This window comes from Bradyrhizobium iriomotense (genome assembly GCF_018129405.1).
GTDB classification, from domain to species: domain Bacteria; phylum Pseudomonadota; class Alphaproteobacteria; order Rhizobiales; family Xanthobacteraceae; genus Bradyrhizobium; species Bradyrhizobium iriomotense_B.
This window is the reverse complement of the sequence record NZ_JAFCLP010000006.1, coordinates 270,713-291,745: the sequence shown is the minus strand read 5'-3', so window position 1 is coordinate 291,745 and position 21,033 is coordinate 270,713. Positions and strand designations below refer to the sequence as shown.

Here is a 21,033-nt window from a genome sequence, read left to right as displayed (position 1 = left end):
TCTTGAGGGGGGACGATCGATCTTAGAGCATGATCCGGAAAAGTGTGCAGCGGTTTTTCCTCGCGACAAACGCGGAACGCGTTTGCGCGGAGATCATGCCCAAACATTAGCCCAAAGCGCGACGCCGAATGACCTCAATCTCGACGCGTTTAGGCCTTGAGGGCCGCATCCGCCAGAGCGACTTCGGCGGCGATCTGCGCGCGGCGGAGCCGGCGCGCCCTCTTGCGATCGCACCAGGCCTGGGTCAGGCGCTCGGTGGTCGCCTTGATCGAGGACAACAGGCCGAACAACGTCAAAACCGCGCCGAACAGCCACATCGCCAGATCGAACACGCCGCCGACGAGCAGCAGCGCGCCGCGGCCGAGCAGCTTCATGATCGCACGGGTCTTGCTGCCTTGCGCTTCGGCCAGCCGCGCCGCGCGCGCGACGTCCTTGGGGCCTTCGGCGATCCGCAGCGTGTCCATGGCACCGCGCGTGCCGGTCTTCTCGGCGACGCGCGTGACGTCCTTGCCGAGCCGGACCAGCGCCCCGGCCTTCTCGGCCCGGAACGCGGCCCTGATCGCGCTCGCGGTCTCGCCCGGGCGGAACACGGAACCCTTGGCGACCGCGTTCTGAAGCATCGGGGTGTCCACGATCTCGCGTGCGGAACGGCCGGCCCATGCGGCCAGCCCTTTGCCGAGCCGTCCGACCTTCCGCGCGTCCTTCACCAGCGTCAGCCCGGCGCGCACCGGCGCGGCGCCGCCGACGGAGACGTAGGTCGCCGCCGTCACCACAAGGCCCGCGGTCGCAAGGCCGAGCACCAGACGGTCGGTCTCCTCGCCCATCGCCATATGCTTGCCCTCGCGCACGACGTCCCTGACGTCGCCGATCACGAAGAGGTCGCCGGCAACGGTTCCGGACAGGCTCGCGACGTCGTCGGCATTGCCGGTGACGAGGCCGGTGGCGAAACGTTTCGCGAAATGCGAGGTGGAGTTCTCCGCCTTGACCGCATCGCTCACGCGATTGAGGAGGTCGTCCGGAAGCGCGATGTTGCGGTCACGCGCCAGTGCCACAAAGCTGTCGGCGAGATCGGCGTCGCCGGCGGAAAGCGCGGCCTCGATGTTGTCCTGGACCAGGTGGTCGTTCTGCCGCAGCAGCGCGTCGAGCCTCAGCTCGGAGAGCACGGCCGGATCGTCCTGGGCGGCGAGGATCGCGCCGGCGTTCCGGGCATGCGGCGCTACCTGCGCGAGCAGAAGGCTGCAAGCCGCAATACCGGTCAACGCTGTGCTGATTCGCAGCCATTTCATGCGGAAAAGCCCGGACGGTCCTGGATCATCGGCGCCTGATGATTCGTCTTTTGTCTCAATTGCGCACGTCCTCAGACATAGTATGCCAAAATTGCGACACAACGTCCCCGACGAAAGAAGGGCTTCTCTCAGGCGGCAAGATTGTGTCGAATTTGCATGAGCAAATGAGCATGGGGCAATTGCGGGCCTTTCGGTTCCGCTGGACTAGCAATCATCTGCACCCGCCTTTATGGTCCGCGGCGCCTCAAAGAAGCCGCGTCAGTTTTTGATTGTGTCTGCCGCCATTGCCACTCCAGGATGAACTACGATGTCCGACCATGTCGTCCCGCACTTCCACAACGATGCCGGTGTCCCCGTCATCGAGATCGGCTCGCAAGAGTTCATGTGCGTGGGCGCCAACCCTCCGTTCGATCATCCGCACGTCTTTCTCGACCTCGGCAACGACAACGAGATCATCTGCCCTTACTGCTCGACGCTGTATCGCTTCGCGGCCGACCTGAAGGCGGGCGAAGCCCGCCCGCCGGAATGCGTGCTGAAGGACAAGGTGGCCTGACCGCGTCCATCGGTCAGGGGTGGCGCTCTCCCGAACGATTGTCATCGCCGGTGCCGGCATCGGTGGACTGACGGCCGCGCTTGCGCTGGCCGCCCGCGGTTTCCGCATCGTGGTGCTGGAAAAGGCCGAGCGTCTCGAGGAAGTCGGCGCGGGCCTGCAGCTTTCCCCCAATGCCAGCCGCGTGCTGGTCGAGCTCGGCCTGACCGATCGCCTCAAGCAGCGCGCCGTCGTTCCGGAGGCGGTCTCGATCATGAGCGCGCGGGCCGGTGGCGAGCTGCTGCGCATGCCGCTCGGCGAAGCCGCCTCCGTGCGCGCCGGCGCCCCCTATTGGGTGGTGCACCGCGCCGATCTGCAATCCGCGCTCGCCGGCGCAGTCGCCGACCATCCCGATATCGACCTGAAGCTGGGGGCGACCTTCGAAGACGTCGCCCCTCATGCCAAGGGACTGACGGTGGTCCATCGCAGCGGCACGATCCGCCGCAGCGATCTCGCCAGCGCGCTGATCGGCGCCGACGGCATCTGGTCGACGGTACGCCAGCATCTGTTTCCCGAGGTGCAGCCGCGCTTCTCCGGGCTGATCGCCTGGCGCGGCACGCTCGATGCCACGCAGCTGCCGAAGAACTACACCGCCCGGCGGGTGCAGCTCTGGATGGGGGCGAACGCGCATCTCGTCGCCTATCCGATCGCAGGCGGACGCCAGATCAACGTGGTCGCGGTGCTGCCCGGCACCTGGAACAGGCCGGGCTGGAGCGCGCCCGGCGATCCGCGCGAGGTGATGGACGCGTTCGCCGCGCCGCGCTGGCCGCCGGCGGCGCGGATGATGCTGTCCGCGGTCGACAGCTGGCGGAAATGGGCGCTGTTCGGCGTGCCCGACGGCTGCCCCTGGAGCAAAGGCCCGGTCGCGCTGCTCGGCGACGCCGTGCATGCGATGCTGCCCTTCGCCGCGCAAGGCGCCGGCATGGCGATCGAGGATGCCGCCGTGCTCGCGCAGCTTTTGAGCCTCGAGGCGGCCGAGAGCACCGCGGGCATCACGGCCGCGCTGAAGCAATATGGCGCTGCGCGCCAGGCCCGTGTGCGGCGGGTGCAGCGGACCGCACGGCAGCAGGGCCGCATCTATCATCTCAGCGGGCCGCTCGCGATCGCGCGCGATCTTGCGATCCGTGCGCTCGGCCCGGACCGCATGCTGGCGCGGCAGGACTGGATCTACCGCTGGCGGCCCTGAGGTTGGTGCACTTGTGCCGGATCAGCGCGCGGCGCTGCCGGATCTCGTCGGAGCCGGCTTGATCGCCGGCGGCTGCGGGGTCGAGGCCGCCGGTTTTGCGTCGGGTGGCGTCTCCCGGCACCTGTTGCGGCGCCAGGCGTCTTCAGCGAGCTGCGCCTGCCCGCGCACCGCGACGTAGTCGTTGCGATAGGCGAGCTCGGACACGACGGCCCCGCCGGCCCCGGTCTCCGCCTTGTCCATCAGTCTCTGCAAGTCCGCCGTGCGAGTGGCGAGCGTCTTGCGCTCGGTCTCGAGCTGCTTGCAATCGTACAAATCGTACTTGGCCGGATCGGCAAAGGCCGGCGCGACCGTCTCGCTGATGCCGGCGCAGCCGGCAAGGGCCGCGCCGCCCGCGAGCAGCACGAGAAGCGCGCCGCAACAGCGCAGGGAAGCGGAAAGCGAAGCAGCCATGCCGGATGAATAGTCCCCGTGGATTGAGAATGCCTAAAGCAGCAACAGATGTCCGGATTGAGGCTTTGCCTTGTGCGCCCGGCTCGCTTAAGGAAGGACACCCGCCGGGCCGCAAAACGCCAATTCCAGACGGCCGCAGGTGGACTTAAGTGTTTGATCTCGTTGGATCAAGCGGGCATGGCGGAATTGGTAGACGCAAGGGACTTAAAATCCCTCGGTGCGCAAGCGCTGTGCCGGTTCGACCCCGGCTGCCCGCACCACGAGAGCTGATGGGGCGAGGATGGCGCCCCGGCGTGAAAATCTCGATTTCGGGCATTGCAAGAAGTCAGCAAATGGCGATGCAGCGCGGAGCCGTCCTATTCGGCGAACTGGCCGTCGCAAGCCAGCGCGCGAACCATGGCAGTCATGGCTGGCGGGGCGCGCGCAGCGACCAGAGACGAAGGAGTAGACCGCGGCCGCCGCCATCGACGTCGTCATTCTGGCCCGTCTCATCGTTAATCTCAGGAGATGTCCAATGAACCGCTTTGTTCTTCACAAGACAGTTGGATTTTGATTTAGGGCCCGCTACCATAGCGGGTATTGTATATTTCATTCCCGCTGATGGCGGAAAATCATTTGGAGTCATCGATGGCTCGGATACCTCGGCAAGCTCACCAGGACGAAACAGTGAGCGGAGAAAGCAAAGTCTCCATTCGGACCAAGCGTTTCTTGTACATCGGATATTTTACTCTAGCTCTGGCTGCGGCTGCCTTATCTTTGAAGAAGGCACCAGGAGCGTTGCTTGGCGTTGCACTCATCCTGATTGTTTTGGCGACCATCGTTTCTCTTCTCACTTCAGCGCTCGCCAAACGGCAGACAGTTGCCGCACTGGCATGCCTCTGGACCGTGCTCGTTCTCTCAGTCGGTGTCACGCTCCTCTTTCTGTCGTCGCTTTTCTTGGGAGTTCCGGAAAGAGGTGCAGTTTTCGTCGCTCGGCTGCTTGGTGATACGCACCTTGCAGTATTTTCGAGCGACACACCCGCTGTCGTCATCGAGTCCGACAAAAAGACCCTACCGGATGCATTCCGACAAGCTCCGATCACCTCGGGCGATCAATATGATAAGACCGCAGCTCTATCCAAACTTCCGACTGCGACCATCAAGGGAGCGGTCGTTAACGTCGATAGCCCGATAATCTATTTCAGTGTTCTACGCTTGCAGGATGCAGAGCTGCAAACCGGCGGGCGTGATGTGACCATTGAAGCGGTGAGGATAGAGACGATCGGTAGTGCGGCCATTCGCGCGGCAGTGCCTGCGCCACAGCCTGGACAGCCAGGCAAGCCCGGAGGAACGGTTACTCTCGTTGTTTATGATAGGTTGGCGGGAGCCATTGCCATTGACCTCAAGGGAGGCGACGGCGGACGGGGAGCGGACGGGCTGCCGGGCCCCAAGGGTGGAAATGGCGGACCCGGTGAGAACTCTGCTTCTGGAGCATTCGACTGCAAACACGGCGGCGGCCCAGGTGGACCGGGCCAGCCTGGTGGCGCCGGTGAAAACGGCAAGCCAGGGCTTCCTGGTGGCGAAGGAGGACGGTTCATTCTCAAATCGAAAGAGCCAGACCGAGATAGCGGCCTTATCACTTTCAGCGCGAAGGGAGGCGCGGGTGGTGCTGGAGGTGCCGGTGGCAGAGGCGGCCCAGGCGGAGACGGCGGCCCTGGCGGCCATGGCGGCGGCTACTGCGGCGGAGGACAGGCCGGTCCGGTGGGGCCCGCTGGAAAACAGGGAAGCAATGGAGATCCGGGCGCGATCGGTAAGGATGGCACGTTCGCCAAAGTGCCGCTGTGAGGGAGCCGCCACGTTAATTTTGCTCTGAGCCACGTCCCCACTCGACATGGCTTTCCAAAGCAGGAAGTGCTCCACAGGGCACATGCAGGTCTACGTTCCACGTTGGACCAAAGAATTGTCCTGATCGCGCGTACCCCGCAGCACTTCGAGGAATTCACCCCACTCTTCGAGCGAGGCAGAACTCTTGGCCAGATTGCAACCGACGTGCGTTAGGTGAACGTTCTCGGCGTTATAGGCCTTGTTCGTGCTGCCGATGCGGTCCGCCGACATTTGCAGCACAGGGTTCTCCTCACCAGGCACGATCCGCCCGTTGCATAGTCCGCATCTCCCTTGCTGCTTCCGCCACAGATCATTGAGAAGTTTGAACAGGTCCGAGAAGTTCAGCGAACTGCGCTCCGGATAAACGCCCGTGCGGTCGGTACCTGCACGCGCCACAGAATTCGTGATGTTGCCTACGAGCCGGGTTAGATCCTGGTTCAAGAGTTGATCTTCGGGAATCGTATGCAGGCGCCGCTCAACGTAGGGCGGAATGTCTATGGCCGTGAGCTCAAGGGCCAATAACGTCTCACGATCCGCGTTCTCGACTGGAATAGGTCTTCCCCGCTTCGTGGGATTAGCAAACCATTGATACGTTGCCGGCATGCATACCTTTGCCTCCGGAAACTCTGAGAATGTCCAGCAGCGGACGATCGGCATCGACAACTTCCATCGACCGGGATGCGTCTGTTGCGCACGCCTCCAGGTCTCTGGTTCGACCAACTCGCCCGTGGCTACGATGATGTTTGGTGCCACGTCCACAATCGACATCAGCCGTTGCCGATGTGCCGGATCTAACGTGTCTTTTGGATTGGCGGTGCCGACCGTGATCACGAGGTCTCTGCCGCGGGTGTAGATACCGCCAAACCTGTTGGCGATCCCCGGCTGAGAGAACGAGAGAGCCGGCCACAGTGGTCCGGCCGGTCCCCACTCACTTTTGGCGTATAGTCGGGTGTCAGGTCCGACAATGTCTTCCAGAACCATTGAAGTGTGCCCGTCGTCAAATAATGAGGGCAGAATAGCCCCAAATGATCTAGAAAATTGAGCCCGGCGAATAGTGCATGCTAAGATAGCATCATGCCACAACCCGACGAGCTTTCCTTCGATTTTCTGACCGGCCGTGAGGGCGACTTCATGGAAACGGTGATGGACGATCTTAAGGCCGTGCCATGGGCCAAGCCTCTGGTGGCCGACATCAATAAAAACGGGGGTCTGAAGGGCGAAAACAAGGCGAAGCTGTTTGAACTCCGCTTCGGCTCAGAGCTTCATAAGGCGGGGATCCAGCCGCGATACGAAGTCGCGGGCGAAGGAGATTCGACGCTGGATTACGGGTTCGCGTCTGGCGGCCAAGAGTATCTGGTCGAGATGATGCGCCTAGAGGAAACCGATGCGGTTCGGGCCGCCACCACAAAGGAAGAATTCGAAGACGGCGCGGTGATGGTCAAAAGGCAGCTCACGACGACTGCCGAGGACTCGCGCCAATCCGAGGAAGGCGAAACTCTCAAAGCGGTTGAAAGGATCTGCCAAAAGTTCGAACGGGACGGCACGCCGCACAAATTTCCGCCACCAGGATCAGCGACGCATGTACTCCTTGCGGATGTTCGGACGCTTTTCAATGGCGGTGATAAGTGGGACCGCGTGAACGTGGGGCTTGGCGGGGAGTACGTGCCCCATGAGTTCTTCCGTCGTTATTACAGGGGTAGACTGGTTACTGGTGTTTTCAGCCCCAAGACCACCTTGAAGGGGGCGGCAGAAGCTCGTGAACGTCTTCACTTCATTGGCTTCGTGAATGAGCAATCCTATGAAAATGGTGGATTTGGGTCTTCTATCCAGTTCATTGCCAATCCGCATTTATTCAAAAGCGTGGAGGACGCCCGCGCGGCACTAGCCGGGTGGCCGCTTGGCGAGCCAGAGATATTGAACGCACCGAAAGTCCCACCTCGCCTTCAGAAGCTCGTCCATGCAATGTCAAACCTCAAGGTTGGCGAGGCGGCAGAGCTCTCACAGCTTCTCCGTAGCAAATGGAGGTTGCCTTCGTCGGATGCTGACCGCTAGTCAGATCGGGGCAGAGCGCGGGGCCATTACCTTATGTCTTTTAAGTCTTACGAATTCGTGTGTGACAAATGCTTCAACGATGAGGACATACAGGGCTATGTCCAAGGCATGGCCGAAAACAAGAAGTGCGATTTTTGCGGAAGGGTTTCGAAGAAGCCGATTGCCGCTCCCCTTGAAGATGTTGCCGAGTACATCGCCGAGCGTGTCTGCAGCTACTATGACGATCCCGCAAACGCAGGATTGCCGTACGAGAGTGCTGAAGGGGGTTATCAGGGAGTGACTTACATAACCCTGGAAGTGTTTGATGAGATGGGGCTCGATTTCCCGCGTAAAGGTGGAGAACGGCTGCGGGACGAGTTGGCCGAGAGGATGCCTCACGAGCTTTGGTCAGATGCAGAGCCATTTCGGCTGTCAGAGCATGAACAGCTTAGATACAGCTGGGAATCATTCTGCGAGGTAATAAAGCGCCGGAGGTTGTCCATGACATGCGGCTATCTCGCGAGCAGCCGAAGTCCTGATCCTGGGGGACGAGGCGGCGCTTCACTGTGCGGGGCCGAGACGGTGCTGGCGCCCGGCGCGGGACGAAGAGGCTGGCTACGACGATCGGGTCGGTATCGCCAAGGGCAGCGCGCTCCTGGGCTAGTCCGCTCATCACGGTCCGCATCTTGAGGATCTCCTCAGCAACGAAGGTGCAATCCTCGTCCCGGTTGATCTGCTCGTGCATAATGGCCTCGGCCTCGCGCATGCTCACACGCAATGCCCTGATTAATCTACGAATTTCGTTGATACGGTTGTCCATGGCTCGCTCCTTGGCTGGACGTGCAGCATAAGAACGAAACATGAACAAAGAGTGGCTCAGACGGCAACATTCCGCTCGACTTGAAGCTCCCTGAAAACTTTCGTCACGGGCAGGTGAAACGGCAAGTCCGTGTTGGTGTGGTGCCAACTGAACGGACACGCTTTCTCGATCGAGATGCCGAGCGTCGAGTTGAGCGCGCCGAAGCCATCGATCGTGCCCATCACATCGATGATCTTCCTGTATCGGGGCGGCATCGCGACTGCTGCGGACACCGTGACGATCCAGAACTTGTCGGCGGGAATAGCCTGTTCGATCGCCGGTGTTTCCTTCAACTCGTACAGCGCTTCCGAGATCACGAGGTTGCCCTTGGAGTGTCCGGTCACCAGGGAGAAGCTGAAGCGGCCATCGCTCAGCAAGGCCATGACCGTCCTTGTATCCAGGCTGATGCGGCCGAGTTCGAGCGGTGACGTCGGCGGGCTCAGAGTCTCCGGACGGTTGAGCGCCCGGCTCATGTCGTCCAGCTCCTCGAACTGATGGCGCAGGCGGTTGAGGGTGCCGAACCAGAACCAGCCGCCGAGCGCCTCGGTCAGCAGATCGGCAAGCCCATAGCCCGACACGACGGCTGCGACCGCGACACCAAACGCATCCGCCACGTTTCGCGCGAAGGCCGCCGCCCCCAGCGCCGAACTGCCGACGCCCGCCACCGCCAGGATGCGGACATCGGCGCCGCCGGCATTGGCGAAATCTTCCACGGTGTTGCAGAGCTTGAGCGTTCCGGCGCCGAATGGCGGGACGATCAGGATGGCGCCCTCGCGCGCCAGCCAGGGGGCCGTTTCGCGGGCCTCCTCATCGGTCACCTTGCCGATGTCGTAAAAGATTCCGTCGAGGACCGCGTTCCTGCGGCGAAATGACTCCAGGGCCGCCTCGCGCAACGGTGTCCGGGATTCGAAGATCTCCTCAAAACTGTTGCGGCGAAGCTGGGCCGTCGCGAGCGAGCGTTGCGTCGAGAGCATCATGGGTCTCCGCAGCCAGTCGAGCGAAGGTTACCGTAGCAAGAATCTTGCCACCTTGGGTGGTATCACCGCGCCGCTCGGGGCAGCGCCTGGGTCCGACAATGGATCGCGCCCTTCTTTTCAATTGCGCAGCTCGTTGGCGTCGCGAGACGCTAAGGCCTGCAGCGCCGGCTTCGATGGTGAGAGCTCTCATGAACGCACGTCCTGCGCCTCAGGTCGCATCGGCTCCGCGCGAAAATCGAGCAGCAGGATCCAGAAGCTTGCCAGCGCGACGATGAGGAGGATGAAGCCGCCGTCCACCGTGTGTCCCGAAATCGACACCAGGCCGGGAGCGAGGAGGCCGACGGTGAGCATGGCGGCGAGTGCCAGGGCCGGAAGATCGGCGATGAGAACCGCGGCATAGACCGCGAGCTCGAAGAAGGCATATTCCTTGAGGCGCGGCGCGCTGACATAGAGCGCAAACATCGCGAGCACGGTGACGCGCGTGGCCACGCGGGGATGGTCGATCAGCCAGCGATCGAGCTGCGTCAGAAGCAATCCCCCTGCCCGAACCGGTTCGCTGCCGGCCGCGCGCAGAACGGACAGCACGAACGGCACGAGCACGAGCGCGAGTGCTGCGAACGCATAGGTGGCGAACATCACCGGCTTGCTGTCGCCGAGCCCAACCTGGTCCATGAGGCTACGCGCCAGCAGCAGCAGCGACGGATTGGTTTCCATGAGCTCGACGGCATGCTGATCGGGGATCTGCTTTGTCAGCGCAGCGAGCCAGCTCGAGAACAGGTCGGCGTAGAACACTCTCGAGATCAGGATCGGCAATGCGAAGCCGAATGCGGCCACCGCGATCAGCACCAGCTTGCGCGCTCGCGGCAGCGGCAGGAAATAGAGCGCGGCGATCACGGGACAGAACACCAGCTTCAACGAGGTCACGAGACCAAGCAGCGCGGCGCCGCCGACGCGCAAGGCAAAGCCGCGGTCCCATGCGCCGGATGCCGTTGCGCGAAGCAGGAGCCTCAGCGCGACCGCAGTCAGCACGCCGCCCAGGATCGCGAAATTCCCGGTCGCCCAGACCCATTCGAAGCCGAGGAACGCGCCGAACACGCAGAGCAGCCTGAGCGCGACATCGCGCGGGCTTGATCGCGTCCGGCCAAGCCCCGGCAAGAGCAGGCCGCAGAGCACGGCGAGGACGAGATAGACGCCCATGTGATGAGCGACGAGGACGCCGCCCGCGCACACGGGACGGAAGACGTCGAGCGTCACAGGCAGATAGGGGTAGGAGAGCCTGGTGCCTTTCAGGTTCTTGACGAAATAGGGATCGAGCCCGTCGGCATAAGCATCGACCGCGGCGCAATTGACGCGAGCGTCCCAGCCGTAATTCACGGGAAGCGTCGCGTCGCTGGCAAGATTGCCGAGCACCAGCAGCGCCGTCAGCCCGATCAGGCAGGAAAGCCAGATGTTTCGCCCTGTGTTTCGCCGTTCGGTCATATCGACCGAGGGGCCCAACCATCGTGCTACGTCGGACACTGCGAAATACCTTGTCTTGCGGGATTCCTCCGGGGCGCCTGCGCCCCGTCAGGCCACAATGGACAGGATGAGTTGCGGATTCATCTCCCCGATGCGGCGTCCGCGATCATATGGTGAATGACTGGTTGCCGGCCCGCGGCCGGGACGGCGGCGGAACTCGTCGCCTGCCTATCGCGGCGTGCGAGCCGCCAGCCAGGCATCGAGCGCTTCGCGCGTATCCTGGGTTGCCGCCATGCGCGCGAACTGCTCCCCCTCGATGGCGAGACCTTCGGAGATGGAGACGTTGAGGCCCCGCGTGGCGGCGGTGATCACCCGGGCGACCGCCAGCTGCGAATGCCTGACGATGCGGCCCGCCAGCGCGAAGGCGGCGTCCATGAGCTGCTCGTGCGGCACAATGCGGTTGACCAATCCCATCTCGAGGGCTCGCTGTGGTGAAAAGGAATCTCCGGTCAGCAGGTATTCCAGCGCCCGCTTCCGGCCCACGAGCCGCGGCAGGCGCTGGGTGCCGCCGAAGGTCGGCGTGATGCCGATGGCAATCTCGGGCTTGGCGAAGCTCGCCCGCTCGCTCGCGACGGCAAGATGCACGGCTTCCGTGATCTCGCAGCCGCCGCCGAAGGCGATGCCGTTGACCGCGGCGATGACCGGCTTCGGAAACGCTTCCAGGCGCGCCGTCATCGCCTGGCCGCGCCGCACGAACGCCTTCACCGCGGCATCGGGTCCGGCTTTCATGCTCTCCGAGAATTCGGCGATGTCGGCGCCGGCCGAGAACGCCCGGTCGCCCGCCCCGGTCAGGACGACGGCACGGATGTTTGCATCGTCCTCGATACGGTCGAGCATCGCCATCAGGCGGTCGATGAGGGCGTAGCTCAGCGCGTTGAGCTTGTTCGGACGATTGAACGTCAGCAGAGCAACGGCACCGCGCGTTTCCGAGAGGACGAGATCGGACAAGTGAAGGCTCCTTCCAGGTCGAACAGGCCCGGAAGTCAGCCACACCGGCTTCATTGTGTATACTCACTAGACGGTATACATTGGATCGATGTCGAGACAGGGTGACAGCACGCGGGAGCAGATCGTCGTTGCAGCGACGCGCCTGTTTTATGGTGAAGGCATCAGGGCGGTGAGCATGGATGCCGTCGCCGAGAAGGCGGGCGTCACCAAGAAGACGCTCTATTATCATTTCACCAGCAAGGACGAGCTCGTCGCCGAGACCATCGCAGCCCGGGATCAGCCGACGCTGGAGCTCTACATGCGCTGGTTCGCGGAGACCGACGGCAGCGTGGCCGACAAGGTCCGCGGTCTCTTCACCAAGCTCGGACGCTCCGTGAACACGCCGCGGTGGCGCGGGTGCGGATTCCTCCGCACCATCGCCGAGCTCGCGAACACCCCGGCCCACCCTGCCGTCAAGGCCGGCGCGGCCCACAAGAAGCGCTTCGAAGCCTGGCTCGAAACGGAATTGCAGGGCCACGGTGTTGCCGATGCGGCGGCGCTCGCGCGCCAGATCGTGATCCTGCTCGACGGCGCCACGACCGTGATGCTGATCCATCGCGATCTCGACTATGTCGAGACAGCGGGGCAATTGGCGCTCGGCCTCGTCGAATCAGCCAAGAACCGCCGGACTTGAGCCGCCTTTAACCCCTCGCGGGCCTGCCGGAGTGACGGGCGACCTCCCCAACTCGTGTCCGCTCCGACCCCGCCTGACAGCCATCCCGAAACATGGGTTGTGCGGCGCAGCATGGACGCTAGAAAAAGCCCTGAATTTCAGAGGTGAGCTTCTTGTCCGACGTCAATGCCGACGATTGGGTGTCCTCGGGACACCGGCCCATGGGTTTCCCCGAATTTGTCATCGTGATCGCGTCCATCATGGCGCTCAATCCGCTTGCCATGGACATGATGCTGCCGGCGCTGCCCAATATCGGGGCGGCATTCAAGATTCCCGTCGCCAATCATCTCCAGCTCGTGCTCTCGACCTTCCTGATCGGCTTCGGCGCCGGCCAGTTCGTCATGGGCCCGTTGTCGGACCGCTTCGGCCGCCGCCCGGTGCTGCTCGGCGGCATGGCGGTCTATGCGGTCGCGAGCGTGCTGGCGGTTGCCGCGCCCACATTCGAGACGCTGCTGCTGGCGCGCGCGCTGCAGGGGCTCGGCACTTCGGCAACGCGCGTGATCGCGACCTCGATCGTGCGGGACTGCTATGTCGGCCGCCGTATGGCGAGCGTGATGTCGCTCGCGATGATGGTGTTCATCGCCGTGCCCGTGATCGCGCCGTCATTCGGACAGGCGGTGCTGCTGGTGACGGCCTGGCGCGGCATCTTCGTCGTGCTGATGCTCTACGGCCTGCTCGCGCTCGCATGGTGCGTGCTGCGGCTGCCTGAAACCCTGCCCGAATCGGAGCGTCGGTCGCTGGCGCCCGCCGACGTGCTCTCGGCCTTCCGCCAGACCGTGACCAACCGCCAGACCATCGGCTATGCGACGGCTGCCGGCAGCGTCATCGGCGCGCTGTTTGCCTATGTGTTCTGCGCTCAGCAGGTCTTCACCGGCATCTATCATCTCGGCCATTATTTCCCGCTCGCCTTCGCGGCGATCGCGGCCGGCACCGCCATCGCAGGCTTCCTCAACGCGAGGCTGGTCGGACGGCTTGGCATGCGCGTGATCTCGCATGGGGCACTGGCGCTCTACACCTTAGTGGCGGGCGTGATGCTGCTGACGGAGATTTTTGGCGTACTGCCGCTCGCCCTGTTCATGGTGCTATCGGCGCTGATGATGTTCTCGTTCGGCATGATGGTTGCCAACTTCACCGCGCTCGCCATGGAGCCGCAGGGCCACATCGCCGGCACCGCTTCGTCGCTGTACGGCTCGATTACGACCTTGATCGGCATCGTGGTCGGCATGGCGATCGGCCAAAGCTTCGACGGCACGCTGCTGCCGTTTTCGGTCGGCTTCTTCCTGTCGACACTGGCGGCGCTCGCGATCGTGCTGGTGGTGGAGAAGGGACGGCTGTTCAAGCCGCATCATCGTCCCGTTAGTTAAGGAACTTCCCCGCCGCCTCCATGTTGTCCTGCAGCAATCGAGAGGATGGCGAGATGGAACCAAAGAAGAAGCCGGATCAGCCCACGTGGGAAGCGGAGCGACCCGCACCACAGCAAGGGCATTCCGAGGAGCGGCCGGACACAAGCCTGCCATTCGCGAGTGAAGGGCTCGAGCAGGTGCGCGACAGCCACTGCTGAGCGCGCACTCTACTCCGCAGCACGCCTGCTGGCGCTGAACTCTTCGGCAGCGCCCTCCGGGGCCGAGCTTCTCCCACGCGGCGGCACCATCAACACCACCACCTCACGCGTCAGGCCGGGCTTGCCCCAAAGCATTGCCTGCACCGTGAACTCGCGCTTGACGAAATGCTCGGCGCGCGACGACACCCCCTCCATCCAGCGGATGCAATAGTCCTGGCCGCGGAAACAGAGCGCGGCCCAGCCGCGGTCCAGCGTCGTCTTGCGCGGCAGGCCCCAATTGTACTGATACTCGAACGGCCGCGCGTAACGCGGATGGTCGGGGCTGTAGAATGCCGTCGCAAACGCCAGCGAATCGTCGCCGCTCACGGCGCTCAACGGCTCGCCGGTCAATTCGCGCCATTCGCGGGTCAACTCGTTCGCCGCCTGCGCGTAGAAATTCCGCCCTTCTTCATAGCCGTGGCCGTTGCGATAGACGGCATGGATCGGGGCCGCGACCAGAACTGCGGCGAGCGCGACGCCGGCCACGATCACCGTGACGCTGACGGTGTAGAAGCGCTCGATCGGATAGCGCGTGCCGCAGACGACGAGAACGGCGAACAGGAACAGCCCCTGCAACGCCCACAGCGACGGCAAATCCGTCCCCATCGCGAGCGAAATCAGCACCGGCAGCGCGATCGTTCCGATCGCAACGTAGAAGAGAAGTCGCAGGCCCGGGCTCATCGCGGCAAAGTCGGCCGGAAACTGCTTCAACCGCGTGCCGGCGATCAACGCCCAGAACACGGCCGACACGCTCATGGCCGCCGCCAGCCCCAGCAGGAAGTTTCTGACCTCACTAAGCGAGCTCACAACATTGCCGTTTGCGTGAGCCAACGCATAGGTGAAGGTCGATGCGCCCGTCGTGGCGAGCCAATACAGATGCGGCGACAGCGCCGCGAGCCCGACGACGACCGAGATCCAGGGCGATGCCGAGAAGAAATAGGCGCGCCGCTCCGGATGCGCCAGCGCGGCAAAGGCGAAGCTCGCGACGAGGAAGATCGAGTAATATTTGCCGACCATCGCCAGCGCCGTCGTGAATCCCACCGCAACCGCCCATGGAGCGGTGCGTGTCTCGAACGCGCGCAGGAAGCACCAGGTCGCCAGCGGCCAGGTCGCGAGCAGCACCGCGTTGGCGTTGAAGCGCTGGGCGTGGAATTGATAGGCCGGCGTCAGCATCAACAGCAGAAGCACCAGGACGCGCTTGTGCCCGGTCACGAACTGCCGCGCGATCAGATCGACGAAGAACAGCGCGAGCCCGGCATTGGCCATGGCCATCAATTGCAGCGACCAGTCGCTGAGCGGAAACACTGAGGTCCACCCCGCCGAAACCCAGCCCATCAGCGGCGGATGCTTGTGATAGCCGAAGGCGAAATTCCGTCCCAGCGTCCAGGCCTCGAGCGTATCGGGATGGAGGCCGCCGCCGGCATAGGCGATGGTGAGGTAGAGCGTCCAGATCGCGACAAAGCAGGCAATGAGAAGCGGCACGGCCCAGCCCGCCTCGACGCCATCGAGCCAGCGCAGGAAAGGCCGGCGCCAGCGCGCCGGCGCGCGATCGGACCGTTCGGCCGTCGCCTGGAATGCAAAATCGAACGGCACGGGAAGCAAATGGGACAACGAAAGTGATGCGCGAAGACGCCATATCTATTTCAGAACAGAAACAAATAGCAACAATTGGAAACTGGAAGAGTTAAAAAGCGGCCACCTTCTCTACCAACGCAACAACAAATGAAAACGGCGCCGCTGATGACAGCGGCGCCGCGCGATGATCGAGCCGAAAGGCGTGAGGCCGCGCCTTCGCCTTACTCCGACTTGTCGATGTTCCAGAACACCGGGGTTGCCGGACCGTCGATCACGCCGGTGAGCGATTTCCGCCACGCGCTCGGTGCCTGATATTGACCCAGCGGCATGTAAAGCACCTGGTCATAAGCTTCCTTCTGGATCTCGGTCGCGATTTTCTTCCGGTCCTCCATCGAGGTCGCGCGAACGAAGGCATCCTTGAGCTGCTCGATCTTGGCGTCCTCCGCCCAGCCGAACCAGCCGCCCTTCTTGCCCTGCCCGCCGACGGCGACGTTGGAGATCGGGTTGTCCACGTCGGCGCTGACCCAGTTGGTGATGAACATGTTCCAGCCCCCCTCCTTCGGGGGCTTCTGGCTGGCGCGCCGGCTCACCACCGTCTGCCAGTCGGTCGCCTGCAGGTCGACCTTGAAGCCGGCTTCGCGCAGCTGCTGAGCCACCACGATCGGCTGGGCCTTCAGCGTCAGCACGTCGCCCGGCGCCATCAGCACGACCGGTGTCCCGTCGTAACCGGACTCGGCGAGCGCTTTCCTGGCCGCAGCGATGTCCCCTCCCTTGGCGAGGGTCTCGCCGCCAACATCCGTCGCGAACGGCGTGTCGCAGATGAAGATCGCAGTGCAAGTCTTGTAGTACTTGGGATTGCCGATCAGCGCATCGAGCACGTCCTTCTGCTTGATCGCCAGGAATGCGGCGCGGCGGACCTTGACGTTGTCGAATGGCGGATGAAGGAAGTTCATCCGCGCGCCCGTTTGGTATCCGAACTTGTTCAGGATCTCGAGCTTGAGCTCCTTGTCGGCTTCGATGGTGGGCAACATTTCGATGGCAGGAATTTCCATGAAATCGACGTCACCCGACTGAAGCGCGTTCAACGCGGTCTGCGCGTCCGGCATCGTAATCCATTCGACGCGGTCGACCTTCACCACCTTGCCGCCGGTGGTCCAGCTCGCCGGCTCCTTGCGCGGCACGTAGTCGGTGTTCTTGACGTAGACTGACTTCACGCCCGGCTGGAATTCGCCCTGCACGAACTTGAAGGGGCCGGAGCCGATCTGCTCGGGGATCTGCTTGTCCACCGGCGTCTCGGCGAGACGCTTCGGCATCATGAAAGCGACCCGCGAGGACGGCTTGCCGATCGATTCCAGCACGAGCGCGTACGGCTCCTTCAGCTTCAGCGTGATGGTCTTGGCGTCGGTCGCCTCGATGCTCGCGGTGAACAGCATCATCTGCTGCCCCATCCCGTCGACGGCGGCCCAGCGCTTCAGGGAGGCAACGCAATCCTCCGCGGTGACGGGCGTGCCGTCATGCCACTTCAGGCCGTCGCGGAGCGTGAAGGTGTAGGTCAGCTTGTCGTCGGAGATCTTCCAATCCGCCATCTGCGGCTGGATCTTGAAGTTCGAATCCGTCGAGATCAGCGTGTCATAGACCATGTAGCCATGGTCGCGGGAGATATAGGCGCTGGTGAAGATCGGATCGAGGATGCGCAGATCCGAATGCATCACGGCCGTGATGGTCTTGCCTGCGGCAAGAACTGGCGAGGCCAGTGCCGAAAGCGCCACGATCGAAAGCGCAAGTTTGGAGGCGAACGCGAGACGTCCCCGGCGGATGAGTTGGAACATCGATGTTCTCCTGGCAGTTCTGTTGGCAGTTTTCTTGGCAGTTTTCCTGGCAGTTCTCCCGGCAAGCGGCGCCGCTGATGACAGCGGCGCCGCGCGATGGTCGAGCCGAAAGGCGCACGATGCGCCTTTCCTCAACTGGACTTGGTCTTACTCCGACTTGTCGACGTTCCAGAACAGCGGCGTCGCGGGGCCGTCGAGCACGCCTGCGAGCGATTTGCGCCAGCCGCTCGGCAGCAGGTACTGCCCGAGCGGGATGTAGATCACCTGCTCATAGGCTTCCTTTTGAATGTCGGCTGCGATCTTCTTCTGCTCGTCGATCGAGGACGCGCGGACGAAGGCCTCCTTGAGCTGCTCGATCTTGGCGTCTTCCGCCCAGCCGAACCAGCCCTTCTTGCCCTGGCCGCCGATCGAGAGGTTGGCGATCGGGTTGGACACGTCGGGCGCGACCCAGTTGGTGAAGAACATGTTCCAGCCGCCCTCCTTCGGCGGCTTCTGGCTGGCACGGCGGCTCACCACGGTCTGCCAGTCGGTCGCTTGCAAGTCGACCTTGAAGCCGGCCTCGCGCAGCAGCTGGGCCGCGACGATCGGCTGCGCCTTCAGCGTCGTGACGTCGCCCGGCGCCATGATCACCAGCGGAGTGCCGTCATAGCCGGATTCGGCCAGCGCCTTCTTGGCTTCCGCCATGCCATTGCCCTTAACCAGCGTCTCGGCGCCGACCTCGGTCGCAAACGGCGTATCGCAGATGAAGAACGCGCCGCAGATCTTCTGGTACTTGGCGTTGCCGACCAGCGCGTCGAGCACGTCCTTCTGGTTCATGGCCAGCAAGGCAGCACGTCGCACTTTCACGTTGTCGAACGGCGGATAAAGGAAGTTCATCCGGCCGAGCGTCTGATAGCCGAACTTGTTCAGGACCTCGATCGTGAGTTCCTTGTTCGCTTCCAGCACCGGTAGCATGTCATACGGCAGGTTTTCCATGAAGTCGATGTCGCCCGACTGCAGCGCGTTCACCGCGGTCTGCGAGTCCGGCATCGTGATCCACTCGACGCGGTCGACCTTCACCACCTTGCCGCCGGAGGTCCAGCTCGCCGGCTCCTTGCGCGGCACGTAATCGGTGTTCTTGACGTAGACCGCCTTCACGCCCGGCTGGAATTCGCCCTGCACGAACTTGAAGGGACCCGAGCCGATCTGCTCGGGGATCTGCTTGTCCGGCGGCGTCTCGGCGAGACGCTTCGGCATCATGAAGGCGACGCGCGAGGACGGCTTGCCGATGGAGTCGAGGACGAGGCCGTAGGGCTCCTTCAGCTTCAGCGTGATGGTCTTGGCGTCGGTCGCCTCGATGCTCGCCGTGAAGTCCATGAGCTTCTGGCCCATGCCGTCGACCGCGGCCCAGCGCTTGAGCGAGGCGACGCAGTCTTCCGCCGTCACGGGCGCGCCGTCATGCCACTTCAGGCCGTCGCGCAGCGTGAAGGTGTAGGTGAGCTTGTCGTCGGAGATCTTCCAGTCCGCCATCTGCGGCTGGATCTTGAAGCTCGAATCGGGGGCCACCAGCGTGTCGTAGACCATGTAGCCATGGTCACGCGTGATGTAGGCCGTGGTGAAAATGGGATCGATGATGCGCAGGTCGGAATGCATCACCGCGGTGAGAGTCTTGCCGGCCGCAAGCACTGGCGAGGCCAGCGCCGTTGAAAGCGCGACGACCGACAGCGCAAGTTTGGAGGCGAACGCGCGAGGCCCCCGGCGCATGAAGTTGGACATAAAAAGTTTCTCCTGACGTGAAACTGTTCAAAGGCAGGTTATTGATTGAGCATCCGGTTCGTTCCTTGGGCGAACTAACCTCATGCAATGCCTTTATCTTTTCGAGACTTGCAGACAGTGTTGAGCGCGTCAATCCGGTTTCGTCGCAAGCCCTCGCGGCGCGCGCACGGGCTCCACAAAGATCGGTTTAGCTCTACAACGCTCTCCGCTTGTCCTGCCCCGCGCCGATGCAATGCGCGTTCCATCTTTCGCAGCTTGAGAGACATTGAGATGAATCCAGCCAATCTTCCCTTCGATTCCGAGACCATGCTCGAGGGCCTTCGCACCTGGGTGGAATGCGAAAGCCCGACCTGGGACGCGAACGCGGTGAACCGCATGCTCGATATCGCCGCGCGGGATATGGCGATCATGGGTGCGACGATCGAGCGCATCGCCGGCCGTCAGGGCTTTGGCGGCGTGATCCGCGCGCGCTTTCCGCATCCGAAACAGGGCGAGCCGGGAATCCTGATCGCCGGCCACATGGATACCGTCCACCCGGTCGGCACCATCGAGAAGCTGAAATGGCGGCGCGAGGGCAACAAGTGCTACGGCCCCGGCATCTACGACATGAAAGGCGGCAACTATCTCTCGCTGGAAGCGATCCGGCAGCTGGCGCGCGCCTCGTTCACGACGCCGCTGCCGATCACCGTGCTGTTCACGCCGGACGAGGAAGTCGGCACGCCTTCGACGCGCGACATCATCGAGGCGGAAGCCGCACGCAACAAATATGTGCTGGTGCCCGAGCCCGGCCGCGCCGACAACGGCGTCACCACCGGACGTTACGCCATCGCACGCTTCAATCTCGAGGCGACGGGACGGCCGAGCCACGCCGGCGCGACGCTGTCGGCGGGACGTTCGGCGATCCGCGAAATGGCGCGGCAGATTCTCGCGATCGACGCGATGACGACGGAGGACTGCACCTTCTCGGTCGGCGTCGTGCATGGCGGCCAGTGGGTCAATTGCGTTGCGACGACCGCGACCGGCGAGGCGCTGTCGATGGCCAAGCGGCAGGCCGATCTCGACCGCGGCGTCGAGCGGATGCTGGCACTGTCCGGCACCAACAACGACGTCACCTTCAAGGTCACGCGCGGCGTGACGCGGCCGGTCTGGGAGCCGGATGCCGGCACCATGGCGCTGTATGAAAAGGCGCGCGGCATCGCCAAATCCCTCGGCGCGGAATTACCGCATGCGAGCTCCGGCGGCGGCTCCGACGGCAATTTCACCGGCGCGATGGGCATCCCGACTCTCGACGGCCTCGGTGTACGCGGCGGCAACGGCCACACACTCGAGGAGTTCATCGAGGTCGATAGCCTCGTCGAACGTGGGCGCTTGATGGCGGGGTTGCTGGCGACGCTGGAGTGACAAGCAACCCGTCATTCCGGGGCGCGTCGAAAGACGCGAACCCGGAATCTCGAGATTCCGGGTTCGCGCTACGCGCGCCCCGGAATGACTGCGACAGCTTCGCACTGCACAATGCGTTGGCAGTCGCGGTCTAAATTTAGCCTTGTCTAAAAATGAGGCGTATCGTACTGCTCGATCGTCCACGCGACGATGCGGGAGAGATCGCAACGAAGGTTTTCAGCTTTCGTTGCGGCGCCGACGGAGCAACCGCCCCGGAAACTCTCAGGCAAAAGGACCGTATCGTCAGGACGATCTGGAGAGAGGCGGCGCGATTTCAGGCAATCGTGACGTCCACCGAAGGGGATAGTCCGTTGCAGGATCCGCAGCGGATCAAGCTCTCAGGTACCGTGACAGATGGGGCGCCGCCAACGGCCTTTGGCCGGCGGTCGGCCTATCCTAACTCACGGGAGCCCCG

General features: G+C 63.2%; 17 protein-coding genes, 1 tRNA gene, 1 pseudogene and 2 riboswitches. Of the genes and pseudogenes, 9 read left to right on the top strand and 10 right to left on the bottom strand.

Going from position 1 to position 21,033, the window contains the following annotated elements; translation table 11 throughout:
• Positions 1 to 149: 149 nt before the first annotated feature.
• Positions 150 to 1,286 (bottom strand): hypothetical protein, encoded by a 1,137-nt coding sequence (locus tag JQ592_RS16550; protein ID WP_211403876.1) that lies wholly within the window; start codon positions 1,284 to 1,286, stop codon positions 150 to 152.
• Between the two features lie 307 nt (positions 1,287 to 1,593).
• Between JQ592_RS16550 and JQ592_RS16545 the strand changes: the two genes are divergently transcribed.
• Positions 1,594 to 1,839, top strand: a complete 246-nt coding sequence (locus JQ592_RS16545) for a zinc-finger domain-containing protein (RefSeq protein ID WP_007602543.1) — start codon at positions 1,594 to 1,596, stop codon at positions 1,837 to 1,839.
• 19 nt (positions 1,840 to 1,858) lie between these two features.
• On the top strand, positions 1,859 to 3,061 hold the full coding sequence (locus JQ592_RS16540; protein ID WP_211403875.1) for an FAD-dependent monooxygenase: 1,203 nt from the start codon (positions 1,859 to 1,861) through the stop codon (positions 3,059 to 3,061).
• 21 nt (positions 3,062 to 3,082) lie between these two features.
• Here the strand turns inward: JQ592_RS16540 and JQ592_RS16535 are convergent, their stop codons facing one another.
• A complete protein-coding gene (locus JQ592_RS16535; protein WP_211403874.1) occupies positions 3,083 to 3,511 on the bottom strand; it encodes a twin-arginine translocation pathway signal in 429 nt (142 codons plus the stop codon).
• Positions 3,512 to 3,682: 171 nt separating this feature from the next.
• Here JQ592_RS16535 and JQ592_RS16530 point away from each other — a divergent pair.
• Positions 3,683 to 3,771 (top strand) — tRNA-Leu (locus JQ592_RS16530).
• A 319-nt stretch (positions 3,772 to 4,090) separates the two neighbouring features.
• Entirely contained in the window at positions 4,091 to 5,335 is a 1,245-nt protein-coding gene (locus JQ592_RS16525; RefSeq protein WP_211403873.1) for a hypothetical protein, read from the top strand.
• Positions 5,336 to 5,425: 90 nt separating this feature from the next.
• On the opposite strand, the gene JQ592_RS16520 is transcribed toward JQ592_RS16525, so the two are convergent.
• The gene (locus JQ592_RS16520; protein WP_211403872.1) at positions 5,426 to 6,205 is read right to left on the bottom strand and encodes a hypothetical protein; all 780 of its coding nucleotides are present in this window, start codon (positions 6,203 to 6,205) and stop codon (positions 5,426 to 5,428) included.
• A gap of 243 nt (positions 6,206 to 6,448) precedes the next feature.
• Between JQ592_RS16520 and JQ592_RS16515 the strand changes: the two genes are divergently transcribed.
• Entirely contained in the window at positions 6,449 to 7,426 is a 978-nt protein-coding gene (locus tag JQ592_RS16515; RefSeq protein WP_211403871.1) for a hypothetical protein, read from the top strand.
• Between the two features lie 33 nt (positions 7,427 to 7,459).
• Positions 7,460 to 7,840: pseudogene (locus JQ592_RS38845) on the top strand (HEPN-associated N-terminal domain-containing protein); the annotation flags it as partial.
• Between the two features lie 13 nt (positions 7,841 to 7,853).
• Here the strand turns inward: JQ592_RS38845 and JQ592_RS16505 are convergent.
• From JQ592_RS16505 to JQ592_RS16490, 4 genes are all read right to left on the bottom strand, one after another.
• Positions 7,854 to 8,225 carry a hypothetical protein gene (locus JQ592_RS16505; protein WP_246820437.1) on the bottom strand — a complete coding sequence of 124 codons (372 nt, stop codon included), beginning with the start codon at positions 8,223 to 8,225 and terminating at the stop codon, positions 7,854 to 7,856.
• Between the two features lie 56 nt (positions 8,226 to 8,281).
• Positions 8,282 to 9,238, bottom strand: a complete 957-nt coding sequence (locus JQ592_RS16500; RefSeq protein ID WP_211403870.1) for a hypothetical protein — start codon at positions 9,236 to 9,238, stop codon at positions 8,282 to 8,284.
• A 189-nt stretch (positions 9,239 to 9,427) separates the two neighbouring features.
• Positions 9,428 to 10,720 (bottom strand): hypothetical protein, encoded by a 1,293-nt coding sequence (locus JQ592_RS16495; protein ID WP_246820436.1) that lies wholly within the window; start codon positions 10,718 to 10,720, stop codon positions 9,428 to 9,430.
• Between the two features lie 207 nt (positions 10,721 to 10,927).
• Entirely contained in the window at positions 10,928 to 11,707 is a 780-nt protein-coding gene (locus JQ592_RS16490; RefSeq protein WP_211403868.1) for a crotonase/enoyl-CoA hydratase family protein, read from the bottom strand.
• Between the two features lie 88 nt (positions 11,708 to 11,795).
• On the opposite strand from JQ592_RS16490, the gene JQ592_RS16485 reads away from it, so the two are divergent.
• Complete coding sequence (locus JQ592_RS16485) at positions 11,796 to 12,380, top strand: TetR/AcrR family transcriptional regulator (RefSeq protein ID WP_211403867.1); 585 nt, start codon at positions 11,796 to 11,798, stop codon at positions 12,378 to 12,380.
• Positions 12,381 to 12,532: 152 nt separating this feature from the next.
• Positions 12,533 to 13,783, top strand: a complete 1,251-nt coding sequence (locus JQ592_RS16480) for a multidrug effflux MFS transporter (RefSeq protein ID WP_211403866.1) — start codon at positions 12,533 to 12,535, stop codon at positions 13,781 to 13,783.
• 206 nt (positions 13,784 to 13,989) lie between these two features.
• Here the strand turns inward: JQ592_RS16480 and JQ592_RS16475 are convergent, their stop codons facing one another.
• The 3 genes from JQ592_RS16475 to JQ592_RS16465 form a co-directional block, all read right to left on the bottom strand.
• A complete protein-coding gene (locus tag JQ592_RS16475; protein ID WP_211403933.1) occupies positions 13,990 to 15,621 on the bottom strand; it encodes a glycosyltransferase family 39 protein in 1,632 nt (543 codons plus the stop codon).
• Positions 15,622 to 15,815: 194 nt separating this feature from the next.
• Positions 15,816 to 17,423 carry an ABC transporter substrate-binding protein gene (locus tag JQ592_RS16470; RefSeq protein WP_211403865.1) on the bottom strand — a complete coding sequence of 536 codons (1,608 nt, stop codon included), beginning with the start codon at positions 17,421 to 17,423 and terminating at the stop codon, positions 15,816 to 15,818.
• Positions 17,424 to 17,570: 147 nt separating this feature from the next.
• Positions 17,571 to 19,178, bottom strand: a complete 1,608-nt coding sequence (locus tag JQ592_RS16465; RefSeq protein WP_211403864.1) for an ABC transporter substrate-binding protein — start codon at positions 19,176 to 19,178, stop codon at positions 17,571 to 17,573.
• A 270-nt stretch (positions 19,179 to 19,448) separates the two neighbouring features.
• Between JQ592_RS16465 and JQ592_RS16460 the strand changes: the two genes are divergently transcribed.
• Positions 19,449 to 20,579 (top strand): M20/M25/M40 family metallo-hydrolase, encoded by a 1,131-nt coding sequence (locus JQ592_RS16460; protein ID WP_211403863.1) that lies wholly within the window; start codon positions 19,449 to 19,451, stop codon positions 20,577 to 20,579.
• 182 nt (positions 20,580 to 20,761) lie between these two features.
• Positions 20,762 to 20,866: riboswitch (glycine riboswitch) on the top strand.
• 3 nt (positions 20,867 to 20,869) lie between these two features.
• Positions 20,870 to 20,974, top strand: a riboswitch (glycine riboswitch).
• Positions 20,975 to 21,033: the final 59 nt, after the last annotated feature.